Genomic DNA, 25,597 nt, shown 5'->3' with positions numbered 1-25,597 from the left:
CGGAGTGGCTCTGGATCCGGACGCAGCCGTCGCACGGTTGCGCGTGCCGCCCGCTGACCAGTGTGAGCACGACGTCCCTGACGAGGACGTCGCCCGGCTTCGCCCGCTCAGGCACGCGAACCTCGACGTACCGGGCTGCCACGGCTTCCGCGCCGGCGTCCCGGCCGGCGGCGGCCTGCGTCCGCTGCGCGACCCGGCCGGCCGGACCGGCCGGCCGGGTCGCCCTCAGGTTCCCCTCGTCCGGTGACTCGTCAGCACTGGCTGTCGGCGAGGACCCAGTGGTTGGGTCCGGTCTGCCTGAGGCCGTGCGTGACCATGGTGTTCCACAGGCCCATGGCGTTGTTGGACCCGTTGGCGTAGGTGTAGCCGCCGGACTGGTAGGCCCGTCCGGCGGTGGTGTGGGCGTAGTTGCTCGCCCGCACGCAGGTCTGGGGCACCGTCGGGGTGGGGGTCGGCGTGGCGGTCGGGGGCGGGGTCGGCTGCGTCCCACCGGTCAGGCCGAAGAACTGCGCGTCGTGATAGGCCGAGCAGATGGTGTCGAGGAAGTACGCCGCCGCGCTGCCGCACTGGTCGGCGGCGCCGCCGGGATCGATCGGCAGGCCGTGCCCCATGCCCGTGATCTCGTACACGCGCACCGCGTCGCTCCCGTACACCTTCAGGGAGGTGCCGCCGGTGAGGCTCCGCGTGGAGGTGGGGCTCTGCGAGACCCCCCGCACATTCGTCCACTGGTCGCGCAGCTGGGCCGCGTTGGCCGGGACGACGGTGTAGTCGGACAGCCCCTGCCAGATCGCGACGCGCGGATACGGCCCCGAGTAGCCGGAGTGGGCGTTGCGCACCAGGTCGCCCCACTGCTGCGGGGTCTTGCTGACCGGACCGTACTGGCAGGTGGAGGCCTGGAGCAGGCTGGCGGCGCACCGGTAGGCGAGCCCCGCCCCGATCGAGCCGCCCGCGAAGACGTCCGGGTACGTGGCGAGCATGACCGCCGACATGGCGCCGCCCGCCGACAGCCCGCTGACGTAGACGCGCGCCGGGTCGGTCCCGTAGTTGGAGACCGCGTAGGCGACCATGGCGCGGATCGAGGCGGCCTCGCCCTGGCCCCGGGTGGTGTCGCCGGTCTCGAACCAGTTGAAGCAGCTCGACGAGTTGTTCGCGCTGCCGGTCTGCGGCAGCACGAGGGTGAATCCCGACTGGTCGGCGTACTTGCGCCATCCCGAGTTGGCGAAGTAGCCGCTCGCGTTCTGTGTGCAGCCGTGCAGCAGCACCACCAGCGGGCGTCCGGCGGTCGACCCGTCGGGACGGTAGCTGAACATGGTGAGGTTGCCGGGATTGCTGCCGAACGAGCCGACCTGGACGAGCGACGCGGCCCGCGCGGGAGCCGTCGTCGCGGTCGCCACGCCGAGTGATCCGAGCAGCCCGAGCGACAGGGTGAGGAGGATGCGGAGGGTGCGGAGAAGTCCCGCTGGAAAGGTTGCGGCCATGACGTGCTCCTTCGTGGCCTTGTGACCTGTATCACCGGCCCTTACCAGCGCACGTTAAAACCGCCGTAACCCCTTCGACATGTTCACGAGACACACTCTTCGTCTCCGCGTTATGGATCACACGGGGGCGGGCGGGGCTTTCCCTCCCCGAACGTCACGAACTTTTCCGGCTCTTCGGGCCTTCCGACCTCCCCGAACCGCGCGGAAGCCCTCCATGGGACCCCTCGGCGACCGCCGCGAGGCATCACTCCCCGGAGCGACTCCCGTTCCGACTTCGGGTCCGGCTCCGACTTCGGCTCCGAGTCCGACTCCGGGTCCAGCTCCGAGCCCGAGCCCGGCTCCGGCTCCGGCGGGAGGCGGCCGGTCTTCCGCCCGCAGCCGGGCGGCATGTTGGTAGGCGGTCACGGCGGCGACGAACATAGCGGTCAGACCGATCACGGAGGGATCATTCCCCCGCCCGGCACGACGACACCACCGCGAGCGAGAGCCCTTGGTCGTGTCCCGGACAACGGATTCCCTCACCGTCACCTCCCGATCGTCACCGGCCCATGCCGGAACGGCCCCCGCCGGTCACGCACCACTCACGGGACGAGGGTGGGGTCCGGAATGGGCCGTTTCGGACCGCGTCTCACCCGGTACCGGACTCGGGGACACTGGACGGGTGCGTTCCGACTGGTCCGGCCTGCCCGTACGCCACGCCCTGCCCGAGTTGCTCGCGGCACTGGACGGGCGGGGCGTCGCCGTGCTCACCGCTCCCCCGGGCACCGGCAAGACCACGCTCGTCCCGCTCGCGCTGGCCGGGCTCCTCGACGGCTCGGCACCGAAGCGGGTGATCGTGGCCGAGCCGAGGCGGATGGCGGTACGGGCGGCGGCGAGGCGGATGGCGTGGCTGCTGGAGTCCGAGGTGGGCGCGGAGGTCGGGTTCTCGATACGCGGCGAGCGCAAGGTCGGTCCGAGGACGGTCGTCGAGGTCGTCACCACGGGAGTCCTCCTGCAGCGGCTGCAGCGCGACCCCGAGCTCGAAGGCGTGGACGCGGTCCTGCTCGACGAGTGCCACGAGCGCCACCTGGACGCCGACACCGCCCTGGCCTTCCTCCTGGACGTCCGCGCCGCGCTCCGCCCCGACCTGCGGATCGTCGCCACCTCCGCCACGGCCGACGCCGCCCCCTGGGCCCGCCTTCTCGGCTCCCCCGCCGCTCCCCCGCCCCCCGGCGGATCCTCCCCATCCGACGCCCCCGGCCACCCCGGCGACCTGGGCCACCCGGGCGACCCGGGCGACCCCGGCGACCCCGGCGACCCCGCGCCGATCGTGCACGCCTCCGGCACCATGCACCCGGTCACGCCCGTCTGGGCCCCGCCCGCCGGGACCATCGCACCGCCCCACGGCATGCGGGTCGACCCGGCGTTCCTGGCCCACGTCGCCGGTGTCGTACGGCGTGCGCTGGCCGAGCACGAGGGGGACGTGCTCTGCTTCCTGCCGGGCGTCGGCGAGATCGGCCGGGTGGCCGCGATGCTCCCCGGTGTCGACGTCCTCCAGGTGCACGGCCAGGCCCCGGCCCGCGTCCAGGACGCGGTCCTGTCCCCCGGCGACGGGAGAAGGGTGGTGCTCGCCACCTCGGTCGCCGAGTCGAGCCTGACCGTCCCGGGCGTGCGGATCGTGGTCGACTCCGGCCTGGCCAGGGAGCCCCGCACCGACCACGCCCGAGGTCTCGGCTCGCTCACCACCGTCCGCGCGTCCAGGGCCTCGGCCACCCAGCGGGCGGGACGGGCGGGCCGCGAGGCCCCGGGCGTGGTCTACCGGTGCTGGTCGCGGGCCGAGCACGACCGGCTGCCCGAGCACGCGCGACCGGAGATCGCGCTCGCCGATCTGACCGGCTTCGCCCTCCAGGTCGCCTGCTGGGGCGACCCCGCGGCCACCGGCCTGGCCCTGCTCGACGCGCCACCACCCGCCGCGATGGACGCCGCCCGCCGCACCCTGTACGCCCTGGGCGCCCTGGACTCCCCCGGCACCTCGCGGCCACCGAACGCGCCGGGGTATTCGCCGGAGCACTCGCAGGACCTTCCCGCGGGCCGGGTGACCGACCGGGGACGGCGGATGGCCGGGGTCGGGGTCCATCCGCGCCTGGCGCGCGCCCTGATCGACGCCGGCACGGACACCGGCACGGACGGGATCGGCGCCGGGCCCCGGGCCGCCGAGGTCGTGGCGCTGCTGTCGGAGCAGCTGCCCCGGGACGCGGGCGACGACCTGGTGGCGGTCTGGCGTTCCGCACGCCAGGGCGGTGACGGCTTCTCCGCCCGGTGGCGCCAGGAGGCGGGGCGCCTGGCCAGGGCCGTGCCCGCAACCGATCGGCGCCGGGGGCGGAAGCCCGCTGCCACGGCCCGGCAGGGCAAGGGGGATGCCGGAAGCAAGGCCGCGAGGAGCGAGGGCGCGGCGGCCGGCGTTGACAGCGCCCCGCCCCGGAGCGCCGGGGCGGCCGGGGGTGACGGCGCGGTGATCGGGATGGTCGGCGGTGACGACGCGGTGGCCGGGACGGTCGTGGCGCTGGCCTACCCGGAGCGGGTCGCGCGGCGGCGCGGCGGATCGTACCTGATGGCCTCGGGAACGGCCGCGGAGCTGCCGCGCGGGTCGCGGCTGGGCACGGCGGAGTGGCTGGCCATCGCGGTCGCGGACCGGCCCACCGGAGCGGCGTCCGCCAGGATCAGGCAGGCGGTGGTGATCGACGAGGAGATCGCCAGGATCGCCGCGGCCTCCCTCTACGGCTCCGCCGAGGAGATCACCTGGCATGTGCCGCCGGGAGAGCGGCGCGGCGACGTGTCGGCGCGCCGGGTGGAGCGGCTGGGCGCGATCGAGCTGTCCAGCCGCGCGCTCCGCGGCGCCGACGTGCGGCCCGCCGTCCTGGAGGGCCTGCGTTCCGAGGGCCTGTCGATCCTGCGCTGGACGCCCGAGGCCGTCGCCCTGCGCGAGCGGCTGGCCTTCTGCCGCCGTACGCTCGGCGACCCGTGGCCCGCGACCGACGACGACGCGCTGATCGGCGCGGCCGACCGCTGGCTGGAGCCCGAGCTGTCGCGGGCCCGCCGCCGGTCCGACCTGGAGCGCCTCGACGTGGTCTCCGCGCTGCACCGCCTGGTCCCGTGGAACGCCCGGCTGGCGGAGACGGCCCCGGAGCGGGTCGAGGTGCCGAGCGGGTCGCGGATCAGGATCGACTACTCGGGTGAGCAACCGGTGCTGGCGGCCAAGGTGCAGGAACTGTTCGGCTGGGCCGAGGCCCCACGCGTCGCGGGGGTTCCGCTGGTGATCCACCTGCTCTCCCCGGCGGGCCGCCCGGCCGCCGTCACCGCCGACCTGGCCTCGTTCTGGCGCGAGGGCTACCGCGCGGTCCGCGCCGAGCTCCGCGGGCGCTACCCCAGGCATCCCTGGCCCGACGATCCCCTGTCGGCCACCGCCACCCGGCGTACCAACCCCCGCCGCTGACCCCGGCGCTCCGAGAGCCCGGTCGGCATGCGCCTCACGTTCGACCGGCTGGTGTACCGCGACCGCCGCTGACCCCGGCGCTCCGAAGGCCCGGACGGGCCGGGCGGGATAACGCCGATGAGCCGGACAAGTCATCTGATTGAGACGTGGGACGCTTCCCCTTACGCATTCGCCGGACCACACTCGGTGCATGTCGTGGGTGGGAAGTTCCGCAGTGGAGATCGCGGATGCCGTGCGACGGGGGAAGGTCACGGCACCCGTGGTGGTCGCCGAGCACCTCGACGCCATCGCCGAGCGTGACGGGCGTGTCGGGGCGTTCCGCGTGGTCCTCGCCGAACGGGCGCTGGCCGAGGCGCGGGTCCTGCAGGAGCGGGAGAACCTGTCCGAGCTGCCGCTCGCCGGGGTGCCGATCGCGATCAAGGACAATGTCGCGGTCCGGGGTGAGACGTCGCGCAACGGTTCCGCGGCGACGCCCGACGTGCCCGCGGACGAGGATCACCCCGTGGTCGCCAGGCTCAGGGCGGCGGGCGCGGTGGTCGTCGGCATCACCAACGTGCCGGAGCTGTGCCTGGTCGGCTTCTCAGACAGCGTGTACGGCGTCACGCGCAACCCGTGGGACCCGAGCCGCACCCCCGGCGGCTCCTCCGGCGGGAGCGCGGCGGCCGTGGCGGCGGGGATGGTCCCGCTGGCCCACGGCGCCGACGGGCTGGGCTCGCTGCGCATCCCCGCGGCCTGCTGCGGCCTGGTCTCGATCAAGCCGGGACAGGGGCTGGTCCCGCCGCCCGAGCACGACTGGTACCGGATGTCGGAGAACGGGCCGCTGGCCACGACCGTCGCCGACCTCGCCCTCGCCCTCGCCGTCATGGCGGGTGACATGTCGCTGGCGACGCCCGGCGAGAGCGAGGCCCTCGGCGTGGGCAGCGCCATCGACGACTACCCGGGCGGGCTGACCCTGTCGGAGCCGCTGAGGCTGCGGATCGCGGTCGCGCCGATGCCGCTGCCGCCGGGTCTCTCGATGGACACCGAGTTCCAGCGGGCGGTGACCGGGGCGGCGGAGGTCCTGGGCGCGGCGGGGCACACCGTGGTGGACCACACCGAGCGGATGTCCCTCCGGATCGGCGCCGCCGCCATGGCCACCTGGTTCGCGTGTGCCAGGGGCGACGTCGAGGGCCTCGACCCGCGCAGGCTGGAGCGGCGCACCAGGTCCCTGGCCAGGGCGGGTCGGCTGCTCGCCAGGTTCGGGGCGGACGGCGCGACGGGCCGCGACCGCTGGCGCGCGTACGGCGCCGACCAGTGGTTCGGCAACGCCGACGTGCTCGTCACCCCGACACTCGCCGCCGTACCGCCGCCCGCCGAGCGCTGGGGCCGCCGGGGGCTCCTGGCCAACGTCCGCGCCAACCTGACGTACGCGCCCGCCACCGCGGCGTGGAACATGGCCGGCTGGCCCGCCATGAACGTCCCGTACGGCAGGCACTCCAGCGGCACGCCGATCGGTGTCCAGCTCGTCGCGGCCCCTGGCGGCGAGGCGCAGCTCCTGGCCCTGGCCGGCCAGCTGGAGGCCGCCCGTCCCTGGACCCGCCACGCCCCGCTCGCCTGACAGCCGCTCGCCCGGACGATCCACCGGAGCGCGGAACGCGGAACGAGGGCGAGGCCGCGCGGGCGGGAAGAACCCCGCGCCGCGCGGGCATGCCGGACCGGCCCTGCCGACCTGGACGTACCAGGCCGAACGGACCTGACGGGCCAGGCCAGACGGACAGACCAGACGCACCGGATGAACTAGACCAGACCGGGACCAGGCAGACCAGACGGATCAGGCCAGACGGACCGGCCTGGGCGGGTGGACGGACGGGCCGGCCTGGACGGACCAGGCCGGGCGCGTCGGACCCGGCGGGTCAGACCCCGGTGGGGTGCCAGACCGTCTTGGTCTCCAGGAAGGCCGTCAGGCGCCTGGTTCCGGGGTCGGCGGACCAGTCGGTCGCGGCGGGGCGGAAGACGCGCTTGAGGTTCTCCGCCGCCGCCGCCTCGCACGCGACCGCCAGGCCCTCGTCGGTGACCCCGGTGAGGTCGAGGGCGTTGACGTCCATGTGCGCGGCCAGCCAGGGGGCGATCTCGGCGGCCGAGCCGGTGAGGATGTTCACCACCCCGCCGGGCAGGTCCGAGGTGGCGAGCACCTCGGCCAGGGTGATCGAGGGCAACGGGGCGCGCTCGCTCGCGATCACGACGCAGGTGTTGCCCGTGACGATCACCGGGGCGATCACCGAGACGAGCCCCAGCAGCGGCTCGTCGGGGGCGACCATCGCGACCACGCCTGTCGGCTCCGGCGAGGAGACGTTGAAATAGGGCCCGGCGACCGGGTTGGTGGATCCGGCGACGGCAGCGATCTTGTCGGACCACCCCGCGTACCAGACCAGCCGGTCGACGGCCGCGTCCACGACCTCCCCGGCCCTCTTCGTCCCCGCCTCCGCCAGCTCGGCGGTGAACTGGGCCCGGCGGCCCTCCAGCATCTCGGCGACGCGGTAGAGGATCTGCCCCCGGTTGTACGCCGTGGCGCCCGACCAGCCGCCGAAGGCCTTGCGCGCGGCCGTCACCGCGTCGCGGGCGTCCTTGCGGGAGGCCCTGGACGCGTTGGCGAGGAAGTCGCCCCTGGAGGAGGCCACGGCGTAGGACCTTCCGCTCTCGGAGCGCGGGAACGCCCCGCCGATGTACAGCTTGTACGTCTTGCGCACGGCGAGCCGCGCCGCCCGCTCGCGGGCCGGGGCCGTCTCGCCCACGCCGGAACCGCCGTCCGCGGACTCCACCGGGTCCACTGATTCCACTGCGGTCTCCCCAGAGGCAGCCGGAGCCGCGGCGTCCACGGAGGCGTCGGCCCGCCGGGTCGTCTGGCCGCCGGACTGCTTGCCGGCCCTCGCCCTGCCCGGCTTCTCCGCCTTAGTCATTTCCCAGCCCTCTCCACGAGCTCTCCTGCTGCGCCAGCCGAGCCGGCACGAAGATCTGACCGCAGCGGCTCACGCCGCATCGGTGGGCGAACCAGCCACGCAGCATCGGCCGTCCGGCGCGGGCGAAGCCGTGGCCCCGGGTGCTCTGGGCACGGCGGGGGCGGCGTTTGGCCCTGTGATGCTCACACATCGAGATACGCCTCCAGCCCGTGCCGTCCGCCCTCGCGCCCGTACCCGGACTCCTTGTAGCCGCCGAACGGCGAGGTGGGGTCGAACCGGTTGAAGGTGTTGGCCCAGACGACGCCGGCGCGGAGCTTGTCCGCCATCCACAGGATGCGCGAGCCCTTCTCCGTCCACACGCCCGCCGACAGGCCGAACGGGGTGTTGTTGGCCTTCTCCACCGCCTCGGCCGGGGTGCGGAAGGTCAGCACGGACAGGACGGGGCCGAAGACCTCCTCGCGGGCGATCCTGTGCGACTGGGCGACGCCGGTGAAGATGGTCGGCGGGAACCAGAAGCCCTTGTCGGGCAGCGAGCAGGCCGGGGACCAGCGTTCGGCGCCCTCCGCCTCCCCCAGGTCGGACAGCTCGCGGATCTTGGCGAGCTGGGCCGCGGAGTTGATCGCGCCGATGTCGGTGTTCTTGTCCAGCGGATCGCCCAGCCGGAGGGTGCCGAGCCGCCGCTTCAGCGCGTCGAGCAGCTCCGTCTCGATCGACTCCTGCACCAGCAACCGGGAGCCCGCGCAGCAGACGTGGCCCTGGTTGAAGAAGATCCCGTTGACGATGCCCTCGACGGCCTGGTCGAGCGCGGCGTCCTCGAACACGATGTTCGCGGCCTTGCCGCCGAGCTCCAGGGTGACCTTCTTGCCGGTGCCCGCGACCGACCTGGCGATCTGGCGGCCGACCTCGGTGGAGCCGGTGAAGGCCACCTTGTCGACGTCGGGGTGGTTCACCAGGGCTGCGCCGGTCTCGCCCGCGCCGGTCACGATGTTGACCACGCCGGGCGGCAGGTCGGCCTGCGCGCAGATCTCCGCGAACAGCAGCGCGGTCAGCGGGGTGGTCTCCGCGGGCTTGAGAACGACCGTGTTGCCGCAGGCCAGCGCGGGTGCGATCTTCCACGCGAGCATGAGCAGCGGGAAGTTCCACGGGATGACCTGGCCGGCCACCCCGAGCGGGCGCGGGCCGGGGCCGTACCCCGCGTAGCCGAGCTTGTCGGCCCAGCCGGCGTAGTAGAAGAAGTGAGCCGCCACCAGGGGCAGGTCCACGTCGCGGGACTCGCGGATCGGCTTGCCGTTGTCCAGGGACTCCAGCACGGCCAGCTCGCGCGAGCGCTCCTGGATGATGCGCGCGATCCGGAACAGGTACTTGGCCCGCTCGGAGCCGGGCAGCGCCGACCAGACGCCGAACGCCTTGCGGGCGGCCTGGACCGCCCGGTCGACATCGGCCTCCGTGGCCCAGGCGACCTCCGCCAGGACCTCCTCCGAGGCCGGGTTGACGGTCTTGTTGCGGTTCTCGCCCTGGGAGTCGACCCACTCGCCGCCGATGAACAGGCCGTAGGACGGCCTGATGTCGACGACGTCACGCGACTCGGGCGCCGGTGCGTACTCAAACATGTGAACGCCTTAGTCGAGGGTGAAGTAGTCGGGACCCGCGTACCTGCCGGTGGCCATCTTCTGGCGCTGCATCAGCAGGTCGTTGAGGACGCTGGAGGCGCCGAGCCGGAACCAGTCGGGGCTGAGCCAGCCGTCGCCGACGGTCTCGTTGACCAGGACGAGCATCTTGATCGCGTCCTTGGTGGTCTTGATGCCGCCCGCGGGCTTCACCCCGACCTTGCGGCCGGTCACGGCCAGGAAGTCCCGGACCGCCTCCAGCATGATCAGCGTCACGGGGAGGGTCGCGGCGGGCTGCACCTTTCCCGTGGAGGTCTTGATGAAGTCGCCCCCGGCCAGCATGGCCAGCCAGGACGCGCGGCGCACGTTGTCGTACGTGGACAGCTCGCCGGTCTCCAGGATCACCTTCAGGTGGGCGGTGCCGCACGCGGCCTTGATCGCGACGATCTCCTCGAAGACCTTGAGGTAGTCGCCCGCGAGGAACGCGCCCCGGTCGATGACCATGTCGATCTCGTCGGCGCCGGCCGCCACCGCGAAGGCGGTGTCGGCGATCTTGACGTCGAGCGAGGAGCGTCCGCTGGGGAAGGCGGTCGCGACGCTGGCCACCTTGACGCCGGAACCCTTCAGGGCCGCCGCGGCCCCGGCGACCATGTCGGGGTAGACGCACACCGCGGCCACCTTGGGCACGGAGGGGTCGGCCGGGTCGGGGTGGACCGCCTTGGCGCACATCGCGCGGACCTTACCCGGGGTGTCGGCCCCCTCCAGGGTCGTCAGGTCCACCATGCCGATGGCGAGGTCGATGGCCTGGGCCTTGGCGGTGGTCTTGATGGATCGGGTGCCGAGCGTCGCGGCGCGCTGGTCGGCGCCCACGCGGTCGACACCGGGCAGGCCGTGCAGGAAGCTTCGCAGCGTGACGTTGGACGTTGCCACGTCGGTGAGCGAGGTCGTCATAGTTGACACCTCTCCAGCATGCCTACTGGTGTGATTACTTCCAAACTGGACCCTGCCCAGCCGCCTTGTCGGTTTTCGTCAACATCCGCCGACCGGCCCGCGCGAGGGCGGACACCACCGGCCCTCCCCGTCCTGCGGAGGCCCGGCGGTAACGCGGAGTCATTCCCGAGGGCGGTGCCGGGACCGCCCCCGAAGAGGCCGTCTAAGGTGCGCCGGGACGGCCTAGGGACGGCCTAGGTAGTGCCGGGGCGAGAAGTGTCCGGGAGATAGGACATCCTCCCGATGTGGGACCGGGGGTCTTAGGACGAATCTTGAGTCTGTAAGGAAAGCGCGCCGCGAGGCGCCACACCAGGAAGGAACCCTCATGGGTCCCGAGCTCCACCTTCAGATGATCGCCCACCGGACCACCGAGCTTCGCGAGCAGGCCGACAACTACCGCCTCGCCCGTGAGGCACAGGAGGACAAGAAGGATCACTCGCCCGAGAAGCGCCGCCGGGGCCTCTTCGGCAAGATCATCCCGGCATGACCCCGCCCCGAGAGCCCGGCCGCCACCATCTGCCCGGCCGGGCCTCACAGCCTCCCTAACCGCTGATTTCACCGAGCGAAAAATAGGGAGATGACACCTTTAAGGCATGACATGCTGGCAGACATGGTGGGTCGGGCGGTAAGCCCCATCTTCGTGGGGCGGGAGAAGGAGCTCGCGGACCTGACCGAGGCGTTCGAGCAGGCTCGCAAGGACGCGGCGGTGACCGTGCTGCTCGGCGGCGAGGCAGGTGTCGGCAAGTCACGGCTGATCGGGTGTTTCGCGGAGCGGGCCACGGCCGACGGCGCCCACGTGCTCAACGGGGGCTGCGTGGAGCTGTCGACCGAGGGCCTCGCCTACGCGCCGTTCACCGCGGCGATCCGCCAGCTCGTCCGCGAGTGCGGCGCCAAGGAGGTCGCGGCCCTCCTCCCCGAGGGAGGGGCGCGCGACCTGGCCAGGCTGCTCCCCGAGTTCGGCGAGCCCAGCGGCGACACCGAGAGCGACACCGCCCGCGCACGCCTCTTCGAACAGATCCTCACCCTGCTGGAACGGCTCGCGGAGCGCCACCCGGTGATCCTCCTCATCGAGGACGTCCACTGGGCCGACAGCTCCAGCCGCGACCTGATCGCCTTCCTCAGCCGGAACCTCCGCACCGCTCCGGTGCTGATGGTCCTCACCTACCGCTCCGACGAGCTCCACCGCCAGCACCCGCTCCGGCCGGTGCTCGCCGAGCTCGGCCGGCTGGACGGGGTCCTCCGGATGGACCTGCCCCGGCTCACCCAGTCGGAGGTGGCGGCCCAGATGGCCGGCATCCTCGGCACCACGCCCGAGTTCGCCCAGGTCGACAAGGTCTTCCAGCGCAGCGAGGGCATCCCGCTGTTCGTCGAGGCGCTGATGGAGTGCGGCGGTAGCGGCACCTTCCCCGACTCCCTGCACGACCTGATCATCGGCTCCGTGGAGCAGCTCCCCGAGGAGACGCAGCGGGTGCTGCGCATCGCCGCGGCCGGCGGCATCCGGGTGGGCCACGCTCTGCTCGTCGCGGTCAGCGCGCTGTCGGACGTCGAGCTCGACGACGCGCTGCGCACCGCGATCGCGGCCAACGTGCTGCAGGTCGCCGACGGCCGCGCCTACGTCTTCCGGCACGCGCTGATCCGCGAGGCCGTGCACGACGAGCTCCTGCCCGGCGAGCACGCACGGCTGCACGCCCGCTTCGCCGAGGAGATCGGCAACGACCGCACGCTGGTGCCTCCCGGCCGGGCCGCCATCGAGATCGCCCACCACTGGCACTCCGCCCGCGACGACCTCTGGGCCCTCATCTCCGCCTGGGAGGCGGCGGGCAAGGCCGCCAGGACCTTCGCCCACAAGGAGATGATGCAGCTGCTGGAGCGGGTGCTGACGCTGTGGAGCAAGGTCCCCGACGCCGCCGAGCGCATCGGTGTGGACCACACCACCGTCCTGGAGCACGCCGCCGAGGCCGCGAGCGCGTGCGGGGAGGTCGACCGGGGCAGCAAGTTCGTCAAGGCCGCGCTGAACGAGCTCGACGAACGGACCGAGCCCGCCCGGGTGGCGAACCTGGTCGTACGAAGATCGCAGTTCAAGAAGGCCAAGCGGCGGCCGGGGGTGCTCGACGACCTCCGCTACGCCGAGCGGCTGGTCCCCGAACCGGGGCTGGAACGCGCCGCGGTGCTGTCCAAGCTGGGCTCGTACCTGATATTCAGCGGCGAGCTGGCGGAGGGGACGGCGCTCACCGAGGAAGCGCTGCGGATCGCGCGCGAGCACGGTGAGGAGACCCTGGAGGCGGAGCTGCTGCTCAACCTCGCGCTGGGCCACTCGATCGCGGGGCGCATCGACGTCACGATCGAGCTCAACGAGACCGCGCAGGCCATCGGCGAGCGTGTCGAGTCCGGCCGCAGCGTCCTGCGCGCCATCGCCAACAACGTGGACGCGCTGAACAACATGGGCCGCTCCACCGAGGCGATCGAGCTCGCGCTCGAAGGGGAGCGGCTGGCGAGGAAGTACGGCCGCTACCGGGCCCAGGGCACCTTCATCGCCAACAACCGGGCCGAGGCGCTGGAGGCGCTGGGCAGGTTCGAGGAGGCGGCCCGGCTGGCCGAGCAGGCCCTCGACATGGACCCCACCCTACGCACCCGCCACGACCTGCGGCGGATCCGCGGGGACGTGGCGGTCGCCCGCGGCGAGACGGACGTGCTCAGATCCGTCCTGAACGAGGTGGGCGCCTTCGGCACCGTCCCCGAGGAGTTCATGCAGGAGCTGACGGCGAACGCCCGGCTCATGATCGGCCTGCACATGCTCAGCGGGGAGCCGCTGGCCGCGCTGGAGGTGGCCGAGCGGGTCGCCCTCGAGGCGCAGATCACGAGCAAGCCCATGCTGGGCTGGCGGACGCTCGGCCTGCTCGGGGGGATCTGCGAGACGGTCGAGGCGCTCGCGCCCGAGCGGGTGGCGGCGCTGCGCGCCCACGTCGGGAAGGCCGCGGCGGCGATGACCGTGGACAGCCCCGTCGCCGAGGCCTACCGGCTCGGTCTCACCCGCGACCACGACGCCGCGGCCACCGCCTGGGAACGGCTGGGCCGTCCCTTCCTCCAGGCGAAGTCGTTGCTCCACGGGGGACGGATGGCGGCCGGCAGCGGTGACCGCGAGGGCGCCGCGCCCCGGCTGCGCGCGGCCTACCCGATCGCCGTGGCACTCTCGGCCCGGCCGCTGGCCACCGAGATCGAGGCTCTGGCCCGCCGGATCGGGATCTCCCTCGCCGAGCAGGCCGGAGCCACCGGGCAGGCCGGAGGCGGGGAGTCGCCGCTGACCCCGCGCGAGCTGGAGGTGCTCCGGCTGGTCGCCCTGGGACGGTCCAACCGCGAGGTCGCCGCCGAGCTGTTCATCTCGGCCAAGACCGTGAGCGTCCACGTCTCCAACATCCTCGGCAAGCTGGGCGTCTCCACCCGCGGCGAGGCGGTCGCGGCCGCCCACCGCCTCGCCCTGATCGGCTGACCTCTTACCCACCGCCTCTTACCCACCGCCTCGCCCCGATCGGCTGACTCTCGACCACCGCCTCGTCCTGATCAGCCGACCGCTCGACCACCGCCTCCCGCCCCTCGCCGTCGGCCCCGGTCAGGCGAACAGCGGTTCGAGCAGCAGGATCACCCCGAAGACGGCGAAGGCCGCGGCGGCGCCGTACCGGATGACCTTCTCCGGCAGGTGCCTGCCGAGCATCCGGCCGACCACGATGGCGAGGGCGTCGGCGGCGACCATGCCCACCGTCGAGCCGATCCAGGTGCCGAACCAGCCGTACTGGGTGGCGAGTGTGATGGTCGCGAGCATCGTCTTGTCACCCAGCTCGGCGAGGAAGAAGGCGACGGTCACGGCGATGATCGCCGACCGGGTGGTGCGCTGCGCCTTTCGCGACTCCTCCTCGGTCAGCTCGTCCCCGCGCAGCGTCCACAGCGCGAAGCCCAGGAAGGCGATGCCGGCGATGATCGTGATCGCCGTGGTGGGGAGAAAGTCGCCGGCCAGCCCGCCCAGGCCGACGCTGAGGAGGTGGACCACCGCGGTGGCCAGGGTGATTCCCGCGAGGACCGGCCACGGTTTGAACCGGGTGGCGAAGGTCATGGCCATGAGCTGGCTCTTGTCGCCGAGTTCGGCGACGAAGATCACGACGAGACTGATCCAGAACGCTTCCAACGAAGGTGCCCTTCCCGCGTACGCAGCCGGGCGGAAGGGGGACACCCGGGGAGTCTCGGGCACGTCTTCGGCCCGGCGGCATCCATTAATGCCTGCCAGGCCGAAGGTCTCGTCCGCCACGGAGCCGAGCCGAACCGGCTGGATCCGAGGCCCGCGCGACCGGGCGCCTCAGGCGCCAGCATGTCGATCACGCGATTGGGACTACTCCCCTTCGGGTCTTTCCATCAGACCATAGCAGCAGAAATCGGATGCCCATTCCCGCTCACAGGACCGCAGCGGACACTTCTTGCGGGGCTTGCGTGAGGTGGGGACGCCGGCCCATTCCCGCTCACAGGATCGCAGCGGACCGCGGGAAACCCTTGGGGAGAACCTCGAAGGCCCCAGAACCCAGGAAAATCTCAGAGCCGGGTGCCGACCATCACGGGCTCGTTGACCAGGGTGACGCCGAACTTCTCCAGGACGCCGTCCCTGACCTCGCGGGCGAGGTCGAGGAGCTCCTCCGTCGAGGCCACCATTTCCGGATTTGTCATAGCAAGGGTGTGCTTGGTGGAAATGCGGGCCGGGCCGCGCCGGTAACCCTTCGGGAACCCGGCGTTCTCGATCAGCCACGCCGCCGGGACCTTGACGGCCCCGTCCGGCATGTCCCAGCGGGGGAACCCCGGCGCCCGCAGCTCCAGCTCGGCGGCCCGCGCGGCGGTCAGGACCGGGTTGGTGAAGAACGACCCCGCGCTGCGGGTGTCCGGGTCGGCGGCGTCCAGGACCATGCCCTTGCCCGCGCGCAGCTCCAGCACCGCCGCCCGAGCCTCAGCGGGCGGCACCCGGTCGCCCAGCGCGACGCCCAGCCGGGAGGCCAGCTCCCGGTAGGCGACCGGGCCGGACAGCGCGTCCCCGGCCAGCTCGTAGGTGACCGCGAGCACGACGTATCGCCCCAGATCATCCTTGAACGTGCTGTGCCGGTAGGCGAACCCGCACTCCCGCGCGGTCAGATCCCGCACCTCACCGGCCCGGCGGTCGTAGGCCCGGACGGCGACGATCGTCTGGGAGACGTCCTGCCCGTAGGCGCCGACGTTCTGGATCGGCGTGGACCCGACCAGCCCGGGGATGCCGGACAGGCACTCCACACCCGACCGGCCCTCCTTCACCGCGCGCTCGACCAGGGCGTCCCAGTCCTCGCCCGCCTGCGCGGTGACCCGGTCCCCCTCGACCTCGACGCCCCGGGAGGCGACGCGTACGACCAGGCCGTCGAAGCCCTCGTCGGAGACGACCAGATTGCTGCCGCCCCCCAGCACGAGCACCGGCTCGCCCGCCCGGTCGGCCGCCGCCACCAGCTCGACGATCTCCTCGGACGACCCCGCCTCCACGAACGCCCCGGCCGGTCCTCCCAGCCCCAACGTCGTGTACGGCGCCAGCCGCACCCCCGCCACCCGCTCCGTCATGCGCTTCCCCACCCGCGACCCGGCCGAAATCCGGGACCAGCCTACGGGGCGCGCAGCAGCTTCAGCACCCGGTCGTAGGTCCGCTGGGACTCCCTGTCGCGGTATTCGAGGTCCGCGCCGTCGTCGCGGCGGTGCCGCTCCTGGCGGACCGGGAGATCCTTCCCCAGGGCGACGAGGGTGCCGGGCAGCCTGAGCGAGAACTCCAGGTCGGCGTTGCGGTAGTAGCGGGCGTCGGCGGGGAAGCCCCCCGCGGCGAGCGCGGTGTCGCGCCTGATCGCGAACAGGTGGCCGAGCAGCCCCCGGACCTCGCCGGGCTCGGCCTCCAGCCATTCCCTGTCGTCCTCGCGAGGATTCACGCCCTTCCACCCGGCCGCGGTCGCGTCGTCGTCCAGCGCCTTGACCAGCGGGGTGACGGGGTCGCCCTCCAGGATCACGGAGGTGTCCATGACGACGTGCACGTCCGAGGTGTCGAGGCGCAGCAACTTGTCGCGGCTCTCGCCCCACCCCGCGGAACCACCCCTCCAGTGCGGCGACTCGGCCACGTGCCAGGCCTCCACCCGGCGGGGGAACTCCTCCACCAGCTCCTGTAGGACCGCTCCCGCGCCGTCCACGTCCCCCAGATCGAGGGCGAGGATCCTGGCCTCCGTACGGGCGACCAGGGCGCGTACGCACTCGCGCAGCTCGTCGGGGCGGCCGTCGACCAGCAGCGCGACGGTCACCGTCGACCGCGCGGCTCTCGGCTCCTCGGCGCCGGCCGGGGGAACGATGGTCTCGTCGAGCCGGGAGACCGACAGGCTCGCGTCCCACAGCAGCTGGGAGGAGACCATCCGCTCGGGATGGCCGTGGAGATCGTCGGCCCGGCCGACCAGCTCCGAACCCTCGGGCTTCTGCTGGGGCGCCGCCTCGCTCTCGGCGACCTTCTTCGCGTCCAGGTCACCGAGCCGCCCGGGGTGGCGTCCCGGATCCGCTGCCTCGGCGACCCGCCCGGCATCGGCCGACCGGTCCCGCCCGGCGGCGGCGTCCCCGGCATCCCCGTCTTCGGTGCTGACCCGTCCCGGGGACGTGGAGGCTCCCGGTTCCCCGCTCGAACCGCCCCGCTCCGCCTCCGGGGAACCCCCCTCGGGCAGGGAACTCACCGTGGGCCACACGTCGAAGGAGGGAGAGGGGATGAGCTCGAAGCCGTCCGCGGTGTCCCGGACGAGCCAGCCCTCGGTTCTGATCTCGTCACGGAGCGCGTCGGCGGCGGCGTGGTCCTGCTCGGCTCGTGCCTTGGCCCGCCGCTCGGCCAGGCCGGTCACGTTAGGAGGTACTTCGCTCATGCTGGGGGGCTACCCCGAGACAGGGAGAAGATTCGGCCCCGGCCCGCGAGCCTGCCGGTGAACCGCACTCCGGCCCGCCGGGGACGGTGCCGGTGAACCATGCACCGGCCCGCCGGTGAACCGCGTTCCAGCCCGCCGAGGACGGTGCCGGTGAACCGCGCCCCGTCCTTTCGTGAGCCTGCCGGTGAACCGCGCCCCGGCCCGCCCGTGGCCGGTGAGCCCCGGGCCGTGCCCCGTGGGCGCCGGCGGCACCCGCGGCCGAGTGCCGCCGTGGGGTGCCGCCGTGGGGTGCCTACGACAGCTGGACCACCGCGCGGGCCTTGGACAGGACCCGGGAGTCGTTGGACTTGGCGGTCAGGACGATCACCACGCGCTTGTCCTCGAGCTTCTCCTCGATCATCCCGCTCACCGTGATGACGGCGCCCTGGTCGTCGTCGGGGACGACCACCATGGAGGAGAACCGCACCCCGTAGTCGACGACCGCGCCGGGGTCGCCCACCCAGTCGGTGACGAACCGGCTACCCTGCGCCATGGTGAACATGCCGTGCGCGATGACGTCCGGGAGCCCGACGGTCTTGGCGAAGCGCTCGTTCCAGTGGATGGGGTTGAAGTCGCCCGAGGCCCCGGCGTACATCACCAGGTTGACGCGGCGCACCACGTATTCGGCGGGCGGGATCTGCTGACCCGTCTCGACCTCGTCGTACTTGACCGTCGCGGCCATGTCAGCCCGCCCCTCCACGCTCGACGATGGTGTTGTAGGTCGTGCACACGGGCTCACCGTCGACGGTGCTGACGTCGCTCTTGACGGTGATCAGCTCGTTGCGGCCGACGCTGCGGATGTCGGTCACGGTGGAGACGCTGACCAGCTCGTCTCCGGCGTGGATCGGCCGCCGGTACTCGAAGCGCTGCTCGCCGTGGACCACCATGGCGAGGTTCAGGCCGAGCTCGGGATCGGTCAGGATCGACCCTCCGGCCAGGCTGAACACGATGGGGAAGGTCGGCGGCGCGATCACGTCGGGATGCCCCGCCGCCTGGGCGGCCTCCGTGTCCCGGTAGATCGGGTTGTTGTCCCCGATCGCCGTCGCGAATTCTTTGATCTTCACGCGACTGACCTCGTACGGGGAGGAGGGCGCGGACGCCCGCCCGACGAAGTCACGGTTCAGAGCCATCGTGCTCCTTTGCGGATACCGAACCGGTGGGGCCGACACCGGCGGATTGGACGAGACATTGACAGAACAAGATTCCAGGATGTGCCCTCGGGCAGATCACCGGGAGGCGGGCCGTCAGGAAACCGTAGCCCGGCCCGCTCTCCCGCCGGCTCTCTCGCGTGGTCAACGCTCGTGCGAGAAAACTGTGCGGATACGACAAACCGGCGCCTCGTCTGAGGACGCCGGTTTCCGTGGAGTGTGTGCGTGCCGATGAAGCACTCATCTTCCGCCGCGGCGGAAGGCTTCGCGCAGACTAACGAGTCTCGCGGTGCGCCTGGTGCGTCTTGCAGTTCGGGCAGTACTTCTTCAGCTCAAGCCGATCCGGGTCGTTGCGCCGGTTCTTCCGCGTGATGTAGTTGCGGTGCTTGCACTCCTGGCAGGCCAGCGTGATCTTCGGCCTAACGTCGGTGGCAGCCACTTGGGAGTGCCTTTCTACGTTCTGGACAGTGGACAACCCACGGCAGGACCTCTCTGGTGGGAGAAGCCCCGGATGGGTAGTAGCGGAGGCCGGACTTGAACCGGCGACACAACGATTATGAGCCGTTTGCTCTGCCTGGCTGAGCTACTCCGCCTTGGGCCGACAAAATCGACCGACCCCGCAAGGATACCCGACCCGCAGAGTGCCTGCGTACTTGTGCAGGTCAGGGCGATCTCTTCTGGGTTGCCCCAGTATGCCCGCTCGCGCGTCAGGAACCTTGAGTATTTTCTGGCTCGCCCTTACCTGCCTTTAAGGCCAACCAAGCCGAAAGCCCTAACCGGAAGGTTAGGGCTTTTAGGCTGTTGAGCCCCTTTACGGAATCGAACCGTAGACCTTCTCCTTACCATGGAGACGCTCTGCCGACTGAGCTAAAGGGGCCTGTCCGTGTCGCTCTCGCTTGCGGACAGGTGTAACCATACACGGCTCCGCAGCGGGATGCGAAATCAATCGAGGTCCCCCCGGAACACCACACGTTCCCCTCGAAGCGCCCGCGCCGTCGCCCCGCGACGCCCCCCGCCCAAGGTCCGGTCCGCCCCCTCGAATCCCGCCGCGGAACGCCGGGAAACGGGCGTGCCGCCGTGCCCCTCCGCCGAAGCCGCCGGGCCTGCCGAGCTTGATCGGTCCGGTCGGATCCGCCGGACCGGGCGACCGGTCGCGCACCAGGCCGGTCACGCGGCAAACCGGTCACACCGGGCCGGTCACCCCAAGAGGCCACGTCGCGCCACCAAGTGGTTACCAAGTAGGTCATAAGAGGGCCGTCGCATCGTGTGTCGGGTAAGCAGCCCGTACCGACCGAGGAGCCCTCGACATGACCCCCGAACTGCTGGGATTCCAGCTCATCCACCGTGCGATGCGCGGTGACGTCCGCCGCCTGGCCATGCTCGCCACCCAGCTGGCCGAGGGCCGGCAGTCCGCCGGCCCGGCCCGCGCCGCCGCCATCGCCGGTTTCATCACGACCCTGAACCAGGGCATCCACCACCACCACACGATGGAGGACGAGGTCCTCTGGCCCGTCCTCGAACGGTCCGCCGGGGCCGAGGTGGACCTGCGCGACCTGAGCGACGATCACGCCGATCTCGACCCGCTGCTGGCCGAGATCAACGGCCAGGCCGCCGCGTTCGCCTCGACCGGCGACGCCGCCGCGCTCGCCACGTCCCTCACCCGGCTGGCCGACATGCTCGACGAGCACATCACGGAGGAGGAGCGGCTGCTCTTCCCGATCATCAGGAAGTACGTGTCCGTCGCCGACTGGCACCGGGTCGAGACGGAGGCCCGCAAGGGCGGGAGCGCCAGGATCGACCTGCCGAGGCTCGAACAGTACGCCGGGCCCGACGAGTTGGCCCGGCTGCACAGGCTCGCCGGTCCCCCGCTGACGGTGATGCTCGCCCTGTTCCGGCCCGGCCACCGGCGGCGCCGGCGACTGGTCTTCGGCCCCCTCGCCGCCTTCTGATCCGGCCCCTCACCCCGTACGCGCCGAGGCCGCCCTGCGCGCCCAGTGCGGCGAGCCGATCCGCTCGGCGACGCGTACCGCCCGCTCGTAGTGGGCGGTCGCGTCACGGCCGAGGAAGGCGGCGAGATCGCCCAGGATCAGGGCGACCGGTCCCAGGGTGACCGACCCGGAGTGCATCCCGGCCAGCTCGCCGTCCCAGGGCAGCAGGGCCCGATAACACCGCTCGGCCACCCGCCGGTCGCCGAGCGCGATCGCGTTCTCCCCGCGCAGGCCCTGCCAGAGGAGCCAGTAGTAGTCCAGGTGGGGCTCCTGATCGGGCCGCCAGTACGCCCGCGCCTCGTCCACGCGCCCCTCGGCGATCAGCGCCCTGACCACGATGTCGCCCATTCCCTCGGGGGCGAGCCCGTACAGCGCCAGCAGTTCGGGGATGTCCTGCGGCAGGCCGCCCGCCAGCCGGGTCGCGAACCGGCTGATGGGACCGATGGCGTGGGCGTTGGCCCCTCCCGCGGCCACCATGCGCTCGGCGATGGCCAGGTAGGACCGTTCCGCCCCCTCGAAGTCGCCCTCGATCAGCAGGATCAGCGTGTCGAGCATGGACAGCACGCCCAGCGCGAGGCCGAGCTGGCCGGTGGTGGAGTGTTCCAGGGCGCGGTCCGCGTGCCGCCTGGCCGCGGCCAGGTCACAGCGGCCCAGGCTGACCATGAACAGGGCGTGGTGTCCCTGCATCGCGTACCCGGGCAGCCCCGCGCCGTCACCCAGCTCGACCAGCTCGCGGGCCACGACCTCCAGCTCGTCGCGGCGATCAGGCGTCAGCAGCACGAAGTAGCGGGCGTTGAGGGCCAGGCAGACGAGGTCCGTACGGCCCAGACGCCTGGCGATCTCGACCGCCTCGGCGCTGTAGGCCCGGCAGCGCTCGTCGTCGTGTCCCTCCAGCTCGAAGACGAGTGTGGCCAGCAGCCGGCAGCGGGTCTCGTCGTCGGCGCCGTCCAGCGCCTCCACCAGCGCGTCGACGAGCGGCTGGTCCACGTGACGGCTCGGCTGGATCGACCAGGTCACCGGGGCGTCGTACGCGGTCAGCGCCCGGTTCAGGCCGCCGCCCAGCCGCCGCGCGACGGCGACGGCCCGCTCGCGGTTCTCCCTGGCGGCCAGCACGTCACCCTCGTGCGCCTGTACCGCCACCAGCGAGCAGAGCAGGTCGAGCCGGAGCGCGTCGTCGTCGGCGTGGTCCAGCGCTCCCCGGTAGAACGTCCCCGCCTCCCGGTACGAGTGCATGCCCCGCGCCTGCTCGGCCGCCGCCCTGGCGTAGGGCACCGCCCGCCCCGCCGAGGCCGGGGTGGCCGCGGCGAGCGCGTGGTGCCCAAGCGCGGTGACCTCACCGGGCCGGACCCGCTCCAGCGCGCCGACGACCCTGCCGTGCAGGCGGGTACGGCGCAGTCCGGGCGTGTCCTCGTAGAGGGTCTCCCTGACGAGGACGTGGGCGAAACGCACCCGGCCGGGGACGGGCTCGGTCAGCAGCCCGGTCACCACGCCGGCCTCCAGCGCCTCAAGGGCGGCGTCCTCGTCGGTGCCCTCCAGGGCGAGCAGCACGTCGACGTCGACGTCCCTCCCGACGACGGCCGCGTCCCGCAGGATCCTCTGGGCCGTCGCGGGCAGCCGGGCGATCCTGCGGCGGATCAGGTCGCGCACGCCGGGCGGCAGCGCGCGGGCCGCCGAGGTGCCGTCCGTGGTGATCAACCGCGCGGTCTCGCAGACGAAGAGCGGGTTGCCGCCGGTCCGCTCGGCCACGGTACGCGCGGTCACCGCGTCCACCTCCCGCCCCGAGCGCTCGCGCAGCAGCAGGGCCACGTCCTCGTCACCGAGCCCGCCCAGGTCGAGCCGGTGGGTGTCGCGCCCGGCCAGGGCCGCCCAGGTCGCCCCCAGGTGGTCGACGGCCTCGGTGGGCCGGTAGGTCGCGACGATCATGATGTCGGCGTCGGCGACTCCCGTGGCGAGGTGGCGCAGGAGCTGGAGTGTCTCGCTGTCGGCCCGGTGCACGTCCTCCATGACCACCAGCAGCCGGGTGCCCCGCGCGACGACCCGGCGGAGGTAGTCGCCCACCGCCCGAGCCAGTAGGAACGGCCCCGCCGGCGGGGCGTCGTCGTCCAGCAGCGGTGCCAGCCGGACCGCCAGATCGCCCCCCGGCGGCCGCTCCACGGCCAGGGCGCGCAGCACCTCGCTCCACGCCCACGCGGGCGGCGCCCCGCCGTCGGTCTCCGGGCACTGCCCGGTCGCGGTGAGCCAGCCGCGCGCCGCCAGCCGCCGGGCGAACGCGGCCGCCAGCGCGCTCTTGCCCGCTCCGGGATCGCCGCCCAGCCACACCGTGCGCAACCCGCCCCGGTCCGCGACCGTCCGCAACGCCGCCAGCTCCTCCGTACGGCCCACCAGACCGGGAACGGGATCGGCGAGATCCCGGCCCCCGTCCCCGTCACGGACATCGCCGCAGTCCTGATCCCGGCCCCGCTCCTGATCCCGGTCGCGGTCGTGATCGTGCCCCCCGTCGCGGTCGTGATCCCGATCCCGGTCCTGATCCCGGTCCTGATCCCGGTCGCAGTCGCGGTCGTGACCCCCGTCGCGGTCCCGATCCCGGTCATGATCGCGACCTGCCCGGTCCGGCCCCGGTCGGTCCGGTCCCGCCCGCCCCGGGTCACCCCGATCCGGCTCTCTCGCCCCGGTCCCGGCGGCGTCCGAGAGCGGTGTCCGTACGGAGACGGGCGCGGCCGTCCGGTTCAGGGAGTCGGCGTGGGCCAGGATGTCGGCCTCCAGCGCGCGCAGCGCGGGGCCCGGGTCCACCCCAAGCTCGTCGGCGAGGGTCTCGCGTGCCCTCCTGATCGCGCCCAGGGCGTCGGCCTGCCGCCCGGCCCGGTAGTAGGCCAGGGCGAGCAGCCGTACCGCGTTCTCCCTGAGCGGGTGGGCGCGGACGTGCCGCTCAAGCTCGACCTCCGCGTTGCGGCCGAGCGCGAGCAGTGCCCCCGCCCTGTGCTCCACGGCGACCAGTCGCAGCTCGTCAAGCCGCGCGGCCTCGGGCTCCGCCCACTCGTCGTCGGCGAACTCCGCGTACGCGGGCCCCTGCCAGAACGCGAGTGCCCGGTCCACCACCTCCAGTGCCCGTACCCCGTCCCCCTCGGCGAGCGCGACCCCGGCCGTGTCGACCAGGCGGGGGAAGAGCCAGGCGTCCACCCGCTCGGGATCCAGCCGCAGGCGGTAGCCGGGGACGGCGCTGACCAGCACCGTGGCGGGCGTGCGCGGCAGCCGTTCGGGCTCGAGCACCCGCCGCAGGTTGGACACGTAGACCTGGAGGGCGGCCAGCGCCTTGGGCGGCGGTTGTCCGCGCCACAGGTCATCGATGAAACGATCGGTGGAGACCACGTGCCCGCCCGCCGCGACGAGCCTGGCCACCACGGCCCGCTGCCGGGAGGTGCCCAGGTCCACCGTACGGCCGTTGATCTCCGCCTGGAGCGGACCGAGAACACGCAACATAACAAAAGGCAGGGTATGTGCCCTTCGACGCCTTTTGGTGAACACCGAGCCCGTTTGAGGGATCACCGAGCCTTTTGACGAACACCGAGGAGCACGATGCTGCAGGATCGTCGCAGGGAAACGATCCGGGCGCTCGACGAGAGCGACCGGCCGCACCTGTACTGGCATGGGGTGGACGGCGACGGCCACGTGTGGCTGTTCGAGACCGTCATCGACAGCGGCGGGGAGTACTGGCCGGTGAGACACGCCGAACTGGGCTCGGACGGCATCGCCCGCACGTACTCGTGGCGCCACATCGAGGACGAGCACGGCTTCCTGGCCGAGGGCCCGATCTATCCCGGCGACTTCGGCCTGAACGCCCTGACCCCCGAGGAGTTCGGCACCCTGTGGGCCGCGCTCGGCGGGTGAGGGCGCTCCCGCCACGCACCCCGTCCAGGAGTGATGGGGGCACTCCCGTCACACGCTCCAGATCCAGGGGTACGGCCCGGCCTGGTCACCGGCCGCGCCGCAGCCGACGTCGGCCACGGTCAAGGCCACGGCTTCGCCCCGGCCCCGGGGCTGTGAGAACGACCTCGGCCGGCGGGAGCACGCATCCCGGAAGGACTTCGGGCCAGGTCCGGGCTGAGCGGGGCGGGGCGGGGCCGTGGCTTCGCGACCGGGACGGAGCGCGAATGCGGACATTCGTCAATCACACATGAGTCCGGCGGACGACGAATGGTATTCGCCATCTCTTCACATCGGTTTTCGAATGTTTTCGACCACTGGTCAGCCGTCGTTCCGGCCGCGCCATAACATCGCCACATCGGGATGACAAAGTGGGTTATTTCGCATATATGCATAGGAGTAAGTTGCTCGCATGAGCGGAACGCCCGGCCTGAGGATGGCAGCCTCGGACATGACCGCGCTGAGCCTGTGGACCGCCGACGCGGTGGTGCTGTTCGACTGGCTCCTGAGCGTGGATCTCGACCAGCTTCCCGTCCGGCACATGGCACAGAAACAGGCCCTGATGGATCTCCTCCAGCAGCTTGACCGGAGCATCCCCGGCTACACCTCCGAGGACATCGAGCAGGCACAGCTGCTACTGACCCGCGAGATGGGCCTGTAGCCACACCCGCACGCCCCTCCCGACTCCCCCTTCCCGGCTCCCCTCATCAGACCGGCTGCCCCCATGAGACCTGCCGCCCTCATGAGAACCGCCCCCGAGAACCGTCCGCCTCCCGCCGGGAAGATCCACCGGCGGGTGCGGGAAACCCACGCCCGGCCCCGTCGAAAACGAGGTCCGCTCCCGTACCGCCCGTCGCCTCGACAACCCGCCGCGTCCAGGCGTCCGTGAGTGGTCGACGTGGACGGGGACACTCGCCGGGCGCTGGATCCACAACCCTCGGAGCCGGAAGACCGGCCGTGTCACCCCTGAGCGGGAGAGAGCCTCGCCGTCTCGGGGGCGCTGGCTTAGAGTTTGATCTGTAGTGGTTTGTTCTGTGAGGCACAATCGCCTGCCACGGGCTGAATCCGGTGGCTTCGGGTATGAGC

General features: G+C 72.4%; 19 protein-coding genes and 2 tRNA genes. 8 read left to right on the top strand and 13 right to left on the bottom strand.

Going from position 1 to position 25,597, the window contains the following annotated elements; all coding sequences use genetic code 11:
- Window positions 1-4: 4 nt before the first annotated feature.
- Window positions 5-247, top strand: coding sequence for a hypothetical protein (locus OG587_RS11305; RefSeq protein WP_329089450.1), 243 nt, complete (start codon window positions 5-7; stop codon window positions 245-247).
- Window positions 248-251: 4 nt separating this feature from the next.
- On the opposite strand, the gene OG587_RS11300 is transcribed toward OG587_RS11305, so the two are convergent.
- Window positions 252-1,478 (bottom strand): extracellular catalytic domain type 1 short-chain-length polyhydroxyalkanoate depolymerase, encoded by a 1,227-nt coding sequence (locus tag OG587_RS11300; protein ID WP_329089448.1) that lies wholly within the window; start codon window positions 1,476-1,478, stop codon window positions 252-254.
- A 661-nt stretch (window positions 1,479-2,139) separates the two neighbouring features.
- Here OG587_RS11300 and OG587_RS11295 point away from each other — a divergent pair.
- Window positions 2,140-4,950 carry an ATP-dependent RNA helicase gene (locus tag OG587_RS11295; protein WP_329089446.1) on the top strand — a complete coding sequence of 937 codons (2,811 nt, stop codon included), beginning with the start codon at window positions 2,140-2,142 and terminating at the stop codon, window positions 4,948-4,950.
- 190 nt (window positions 4,951-5,140) lie between these two features.
- Window positions 5,141-6,547, top strand: coding sequence for an amidase (locus OG587_RS11290; RefSeq protein WP_329089444.1), 1,407 nt, complete (start codon window positions 5,141-5,143; stop codon window positions 6,545-6,547).
- A 295-nt stretch (window positions 6,548-6,842) separates the two neighbouring features.
- Here OG587_RS11290 and OG587_RS11285 read toward each other — a convergent pair whose 3' ends face one another.
- From OG587_RS11285 to deoC, 3 genes are all read right to left on the bottom strand, one after another.
- Window positions 6,843-7,886 (bottom strand): aldehyde dehydrogenase family protein, encoded by a 1,044-nt coding sequence (locus tag OG587_RS11285; RefSeq protein ID WP_329089442.1) that lies wholly within the window; start codon window positions 7,884-7,886, stop codon window positions 6,843-6,845.
- Window positions 7,887-8,068: 182 nt separating this feature from the next.
- Window positions 8,069-9,496 carry an aldehyde dehydrogenase family protein gene (locus tag OG587_RS11280; protein ID WP_329089439.1) on the bottom strand — a complete coding sequence of 476 codons (1,428 nt, stop codon included), beginning with the start codon at window positions 9,494-9,496 and terminating at the stop codon, window positions 8,069-8,071.
- A 9-nt stretch (window positions 9,497-9,505) separates the two neighbouring features.
- Window positions 9,506-10,444, bottom strand: coding sequence for a deoxyribose-phosphate aldolase (gene deoC, locus OG587_RS11275; protein WP_329089438.1), 939 nt, complete (start codon window positions 10,442-10,444; stop codon window positions 9,506-9,508).
- A 364-nt stretch (window positions 10,445-10,808) separates the two neighbouring features.
- Between deoC and OG587_RS11270 the strand changes: the two genes are divergently transcribed.
- Window positions 10,809-10,970, top strand: coding sequence for a hypothetical protein (locus OG587_RS11270; protein WP_329089435.1), 162 nt, complete (start codon window positions 10,809-10,811; stop codon window positions 10,968-10,970).
- Window positions 10,971-11,093: 123 nt separating this feature from the next.
- A complete protein-coding gene (locus OG587_RS11265; protein ID WP_329089433.1) occupies window positions 11,094-13,970 on the top strand; it encodes a helix-turn-helix transcriptional regulator in 2,877 nt (958 codons plus the stop codon).
- Between the two features lie 120 nt (window positions 13,971-14,090).
- Here the strand turns inward: OG587_RS11265 and OG587_RS11260 are convergent, their stop codons facing one another.
- The 8 genes from OG587_RS11260 to OG587_RS11225 form a co-directional block, all read right to left on the bottom strand.
- Window positions 14,091-14,660, bottom strand: a complete 570-nt coding sequence (locus OG587_RS11260; RefSeq protein WP_329089431.1) for a TMEM165/GDT1 family protein — start codon at window positions 14,658-14,660, stop codon at window positions 14,091-14,093.
- 398 nt (window positions 14,661-15,058) lie between these two features.
- Window positions 15,059-16,096 (bottom strand): UDP-N-acetylmuramate dehydrogenase, encoded by a 1,038-nt coding sequence (locus OG587_RS11255; RefSeq protein WP_329089429.1) that lies wholly within the window; start codon window positions 16,094-16,096, stop codon window positions 15,059-15,061.
- Between the two features lie 41 nt (window positions 16,097-16,137).
- Window positions 16,138-17,415, bottom strand: a complete 1,278-nt coding sequence (locus OG587_RS11250) for a glycosyltransferase (protein WP_329089427.1) — start codon at window positions 17,413-17,415, stop codon at window positions 16,138-16,140.
- 292 nt (window positions 17,416-17,707) lie between these two features.
- Complete coding sequence (locus OG587_RS11245; protein ID WP_329089425.1) at window positions 17,708-18,136, bottom strand: MaoC family dehydratase; 429 nt, start codon at window positions 18,134-18,136, stop codon at window positions 17,708-17,710.
- 1 nt (window position 18,137) lies between these two features.
- On the bottom strand, window positions 18,138-18,584 hold the full coding sequence (locus OG587_RS11240) for a MaoC family dehydratase N-terminal domain-containing protein (protein ID WP_329089423.1): 447 nt from the start codon (window positions 18,582-18,584) through the stop codon (window positions 18,138-18,140).
- A gap of 292 nt (window positions 18,585-18,876) precedes the next feature.
- Window positions 18,877-19,041, bottom strand: a complete 165-nt coding sequence (gene rpmG / locus OG587_RS11235; protein ID WP_030921771.1) for a 50S ribosomal protein L33 — start codon at window positions 19,039-19,041, stop codon at window positions 18,877-18,879.
- An 80-nt stretch (window positions 19,042-19,121) separates the two neighbouring features.
- Window positions 19,122-19,195, bottom strand: a tRNA-Met gene (locus OG587_RS11230).
- Window positions 19,196-19,406: 211 nt separating this feature from the next.
- Window positions 19,407-19,479, bottom strand: a tRNA-Thr gene (locus OG587_RS11225).
- A gap of 430 nt (window positions 19,480-19,909) precedes the next feature.
- On the opposite strand from OG587_RS11225, the gene OG587_RS11220 reads away from it, so the two are divergent.
- Complete coding sequence (locus tag OG587_RS11220; protein WP_329089420.1) at window positions 19,910-20,551, top strand: hemerythrin domain-containing protein; 642 nt, start codon at window positions 19,910-19,912, stop codon at window positions 20,549-20,551.
- Between the two features lie 9 nt (window positions 20,552-20,560).
- Here the strand turns inward: OG587_RS11220 and OG587_RS11215 are convergent, their stop codons facing one another.
- A complete protein-coding gene (locus OG587_RS11215) occupies window positions 20,561-24,067 on the bottom strand; it encodes a BTAD domain-containing putative transcriptional regulator (protein WP_329089418.1) in 3,507 nt (1,168 codons plus the stop codon).
- A 96-nt stretch (window positions 24,068-24,163) separates the two neighbouring features.
- On the opposite strand from OG587_RS11215, the gene OG587_RS11210 reads away from it, so the two are divergent.
- Together OG587_RS11210 and OG587_RS11205 are read left to right on the top strand one after the other, a co-directional pair.
- The gene (locus OG587_RS11210) at window positions 24,164-24,475 is read left to right on the top strand and encodes a hypothetical protein (RefSeq protein ID WP_329089416.1); all 312 of its coding nucleotides are present in this window, start codon (window positions 24,164-24,166) and stop codon (window positions 24,473-24,475) included.
- Between the two features lie 448 nt (window positions 24,476-24,923).
- Window positions 24,924-25,172 carry a hypothetical protein gene (locus tag OG587_RS11205; protein WP_329089415.1) on the top strand — a complete coding sequence of 83 codons (249 nt, stop codon included), beginning with the start codon at window positions 24,924-24,926 and terminating at the stop codon, window positions 25,170-25,172.
- The last annotated feature ends 425 nt before the right edge of the window (window positions 25,173-25,597 follow it).

Source organism: Streptosporangium sp. NBC_01469 (genome assembly GCF_036227305.1).
Lineage (GTDB): Bacteria > Actinomycetota > Actinomycetes > Streptosporangiales > Streptosporangiaceae > Streptosporangium.
Note: the sequence above shows the minus strand (reverse complement) of the source record. Positions and strands in the feature narration are given on the sequence as shown.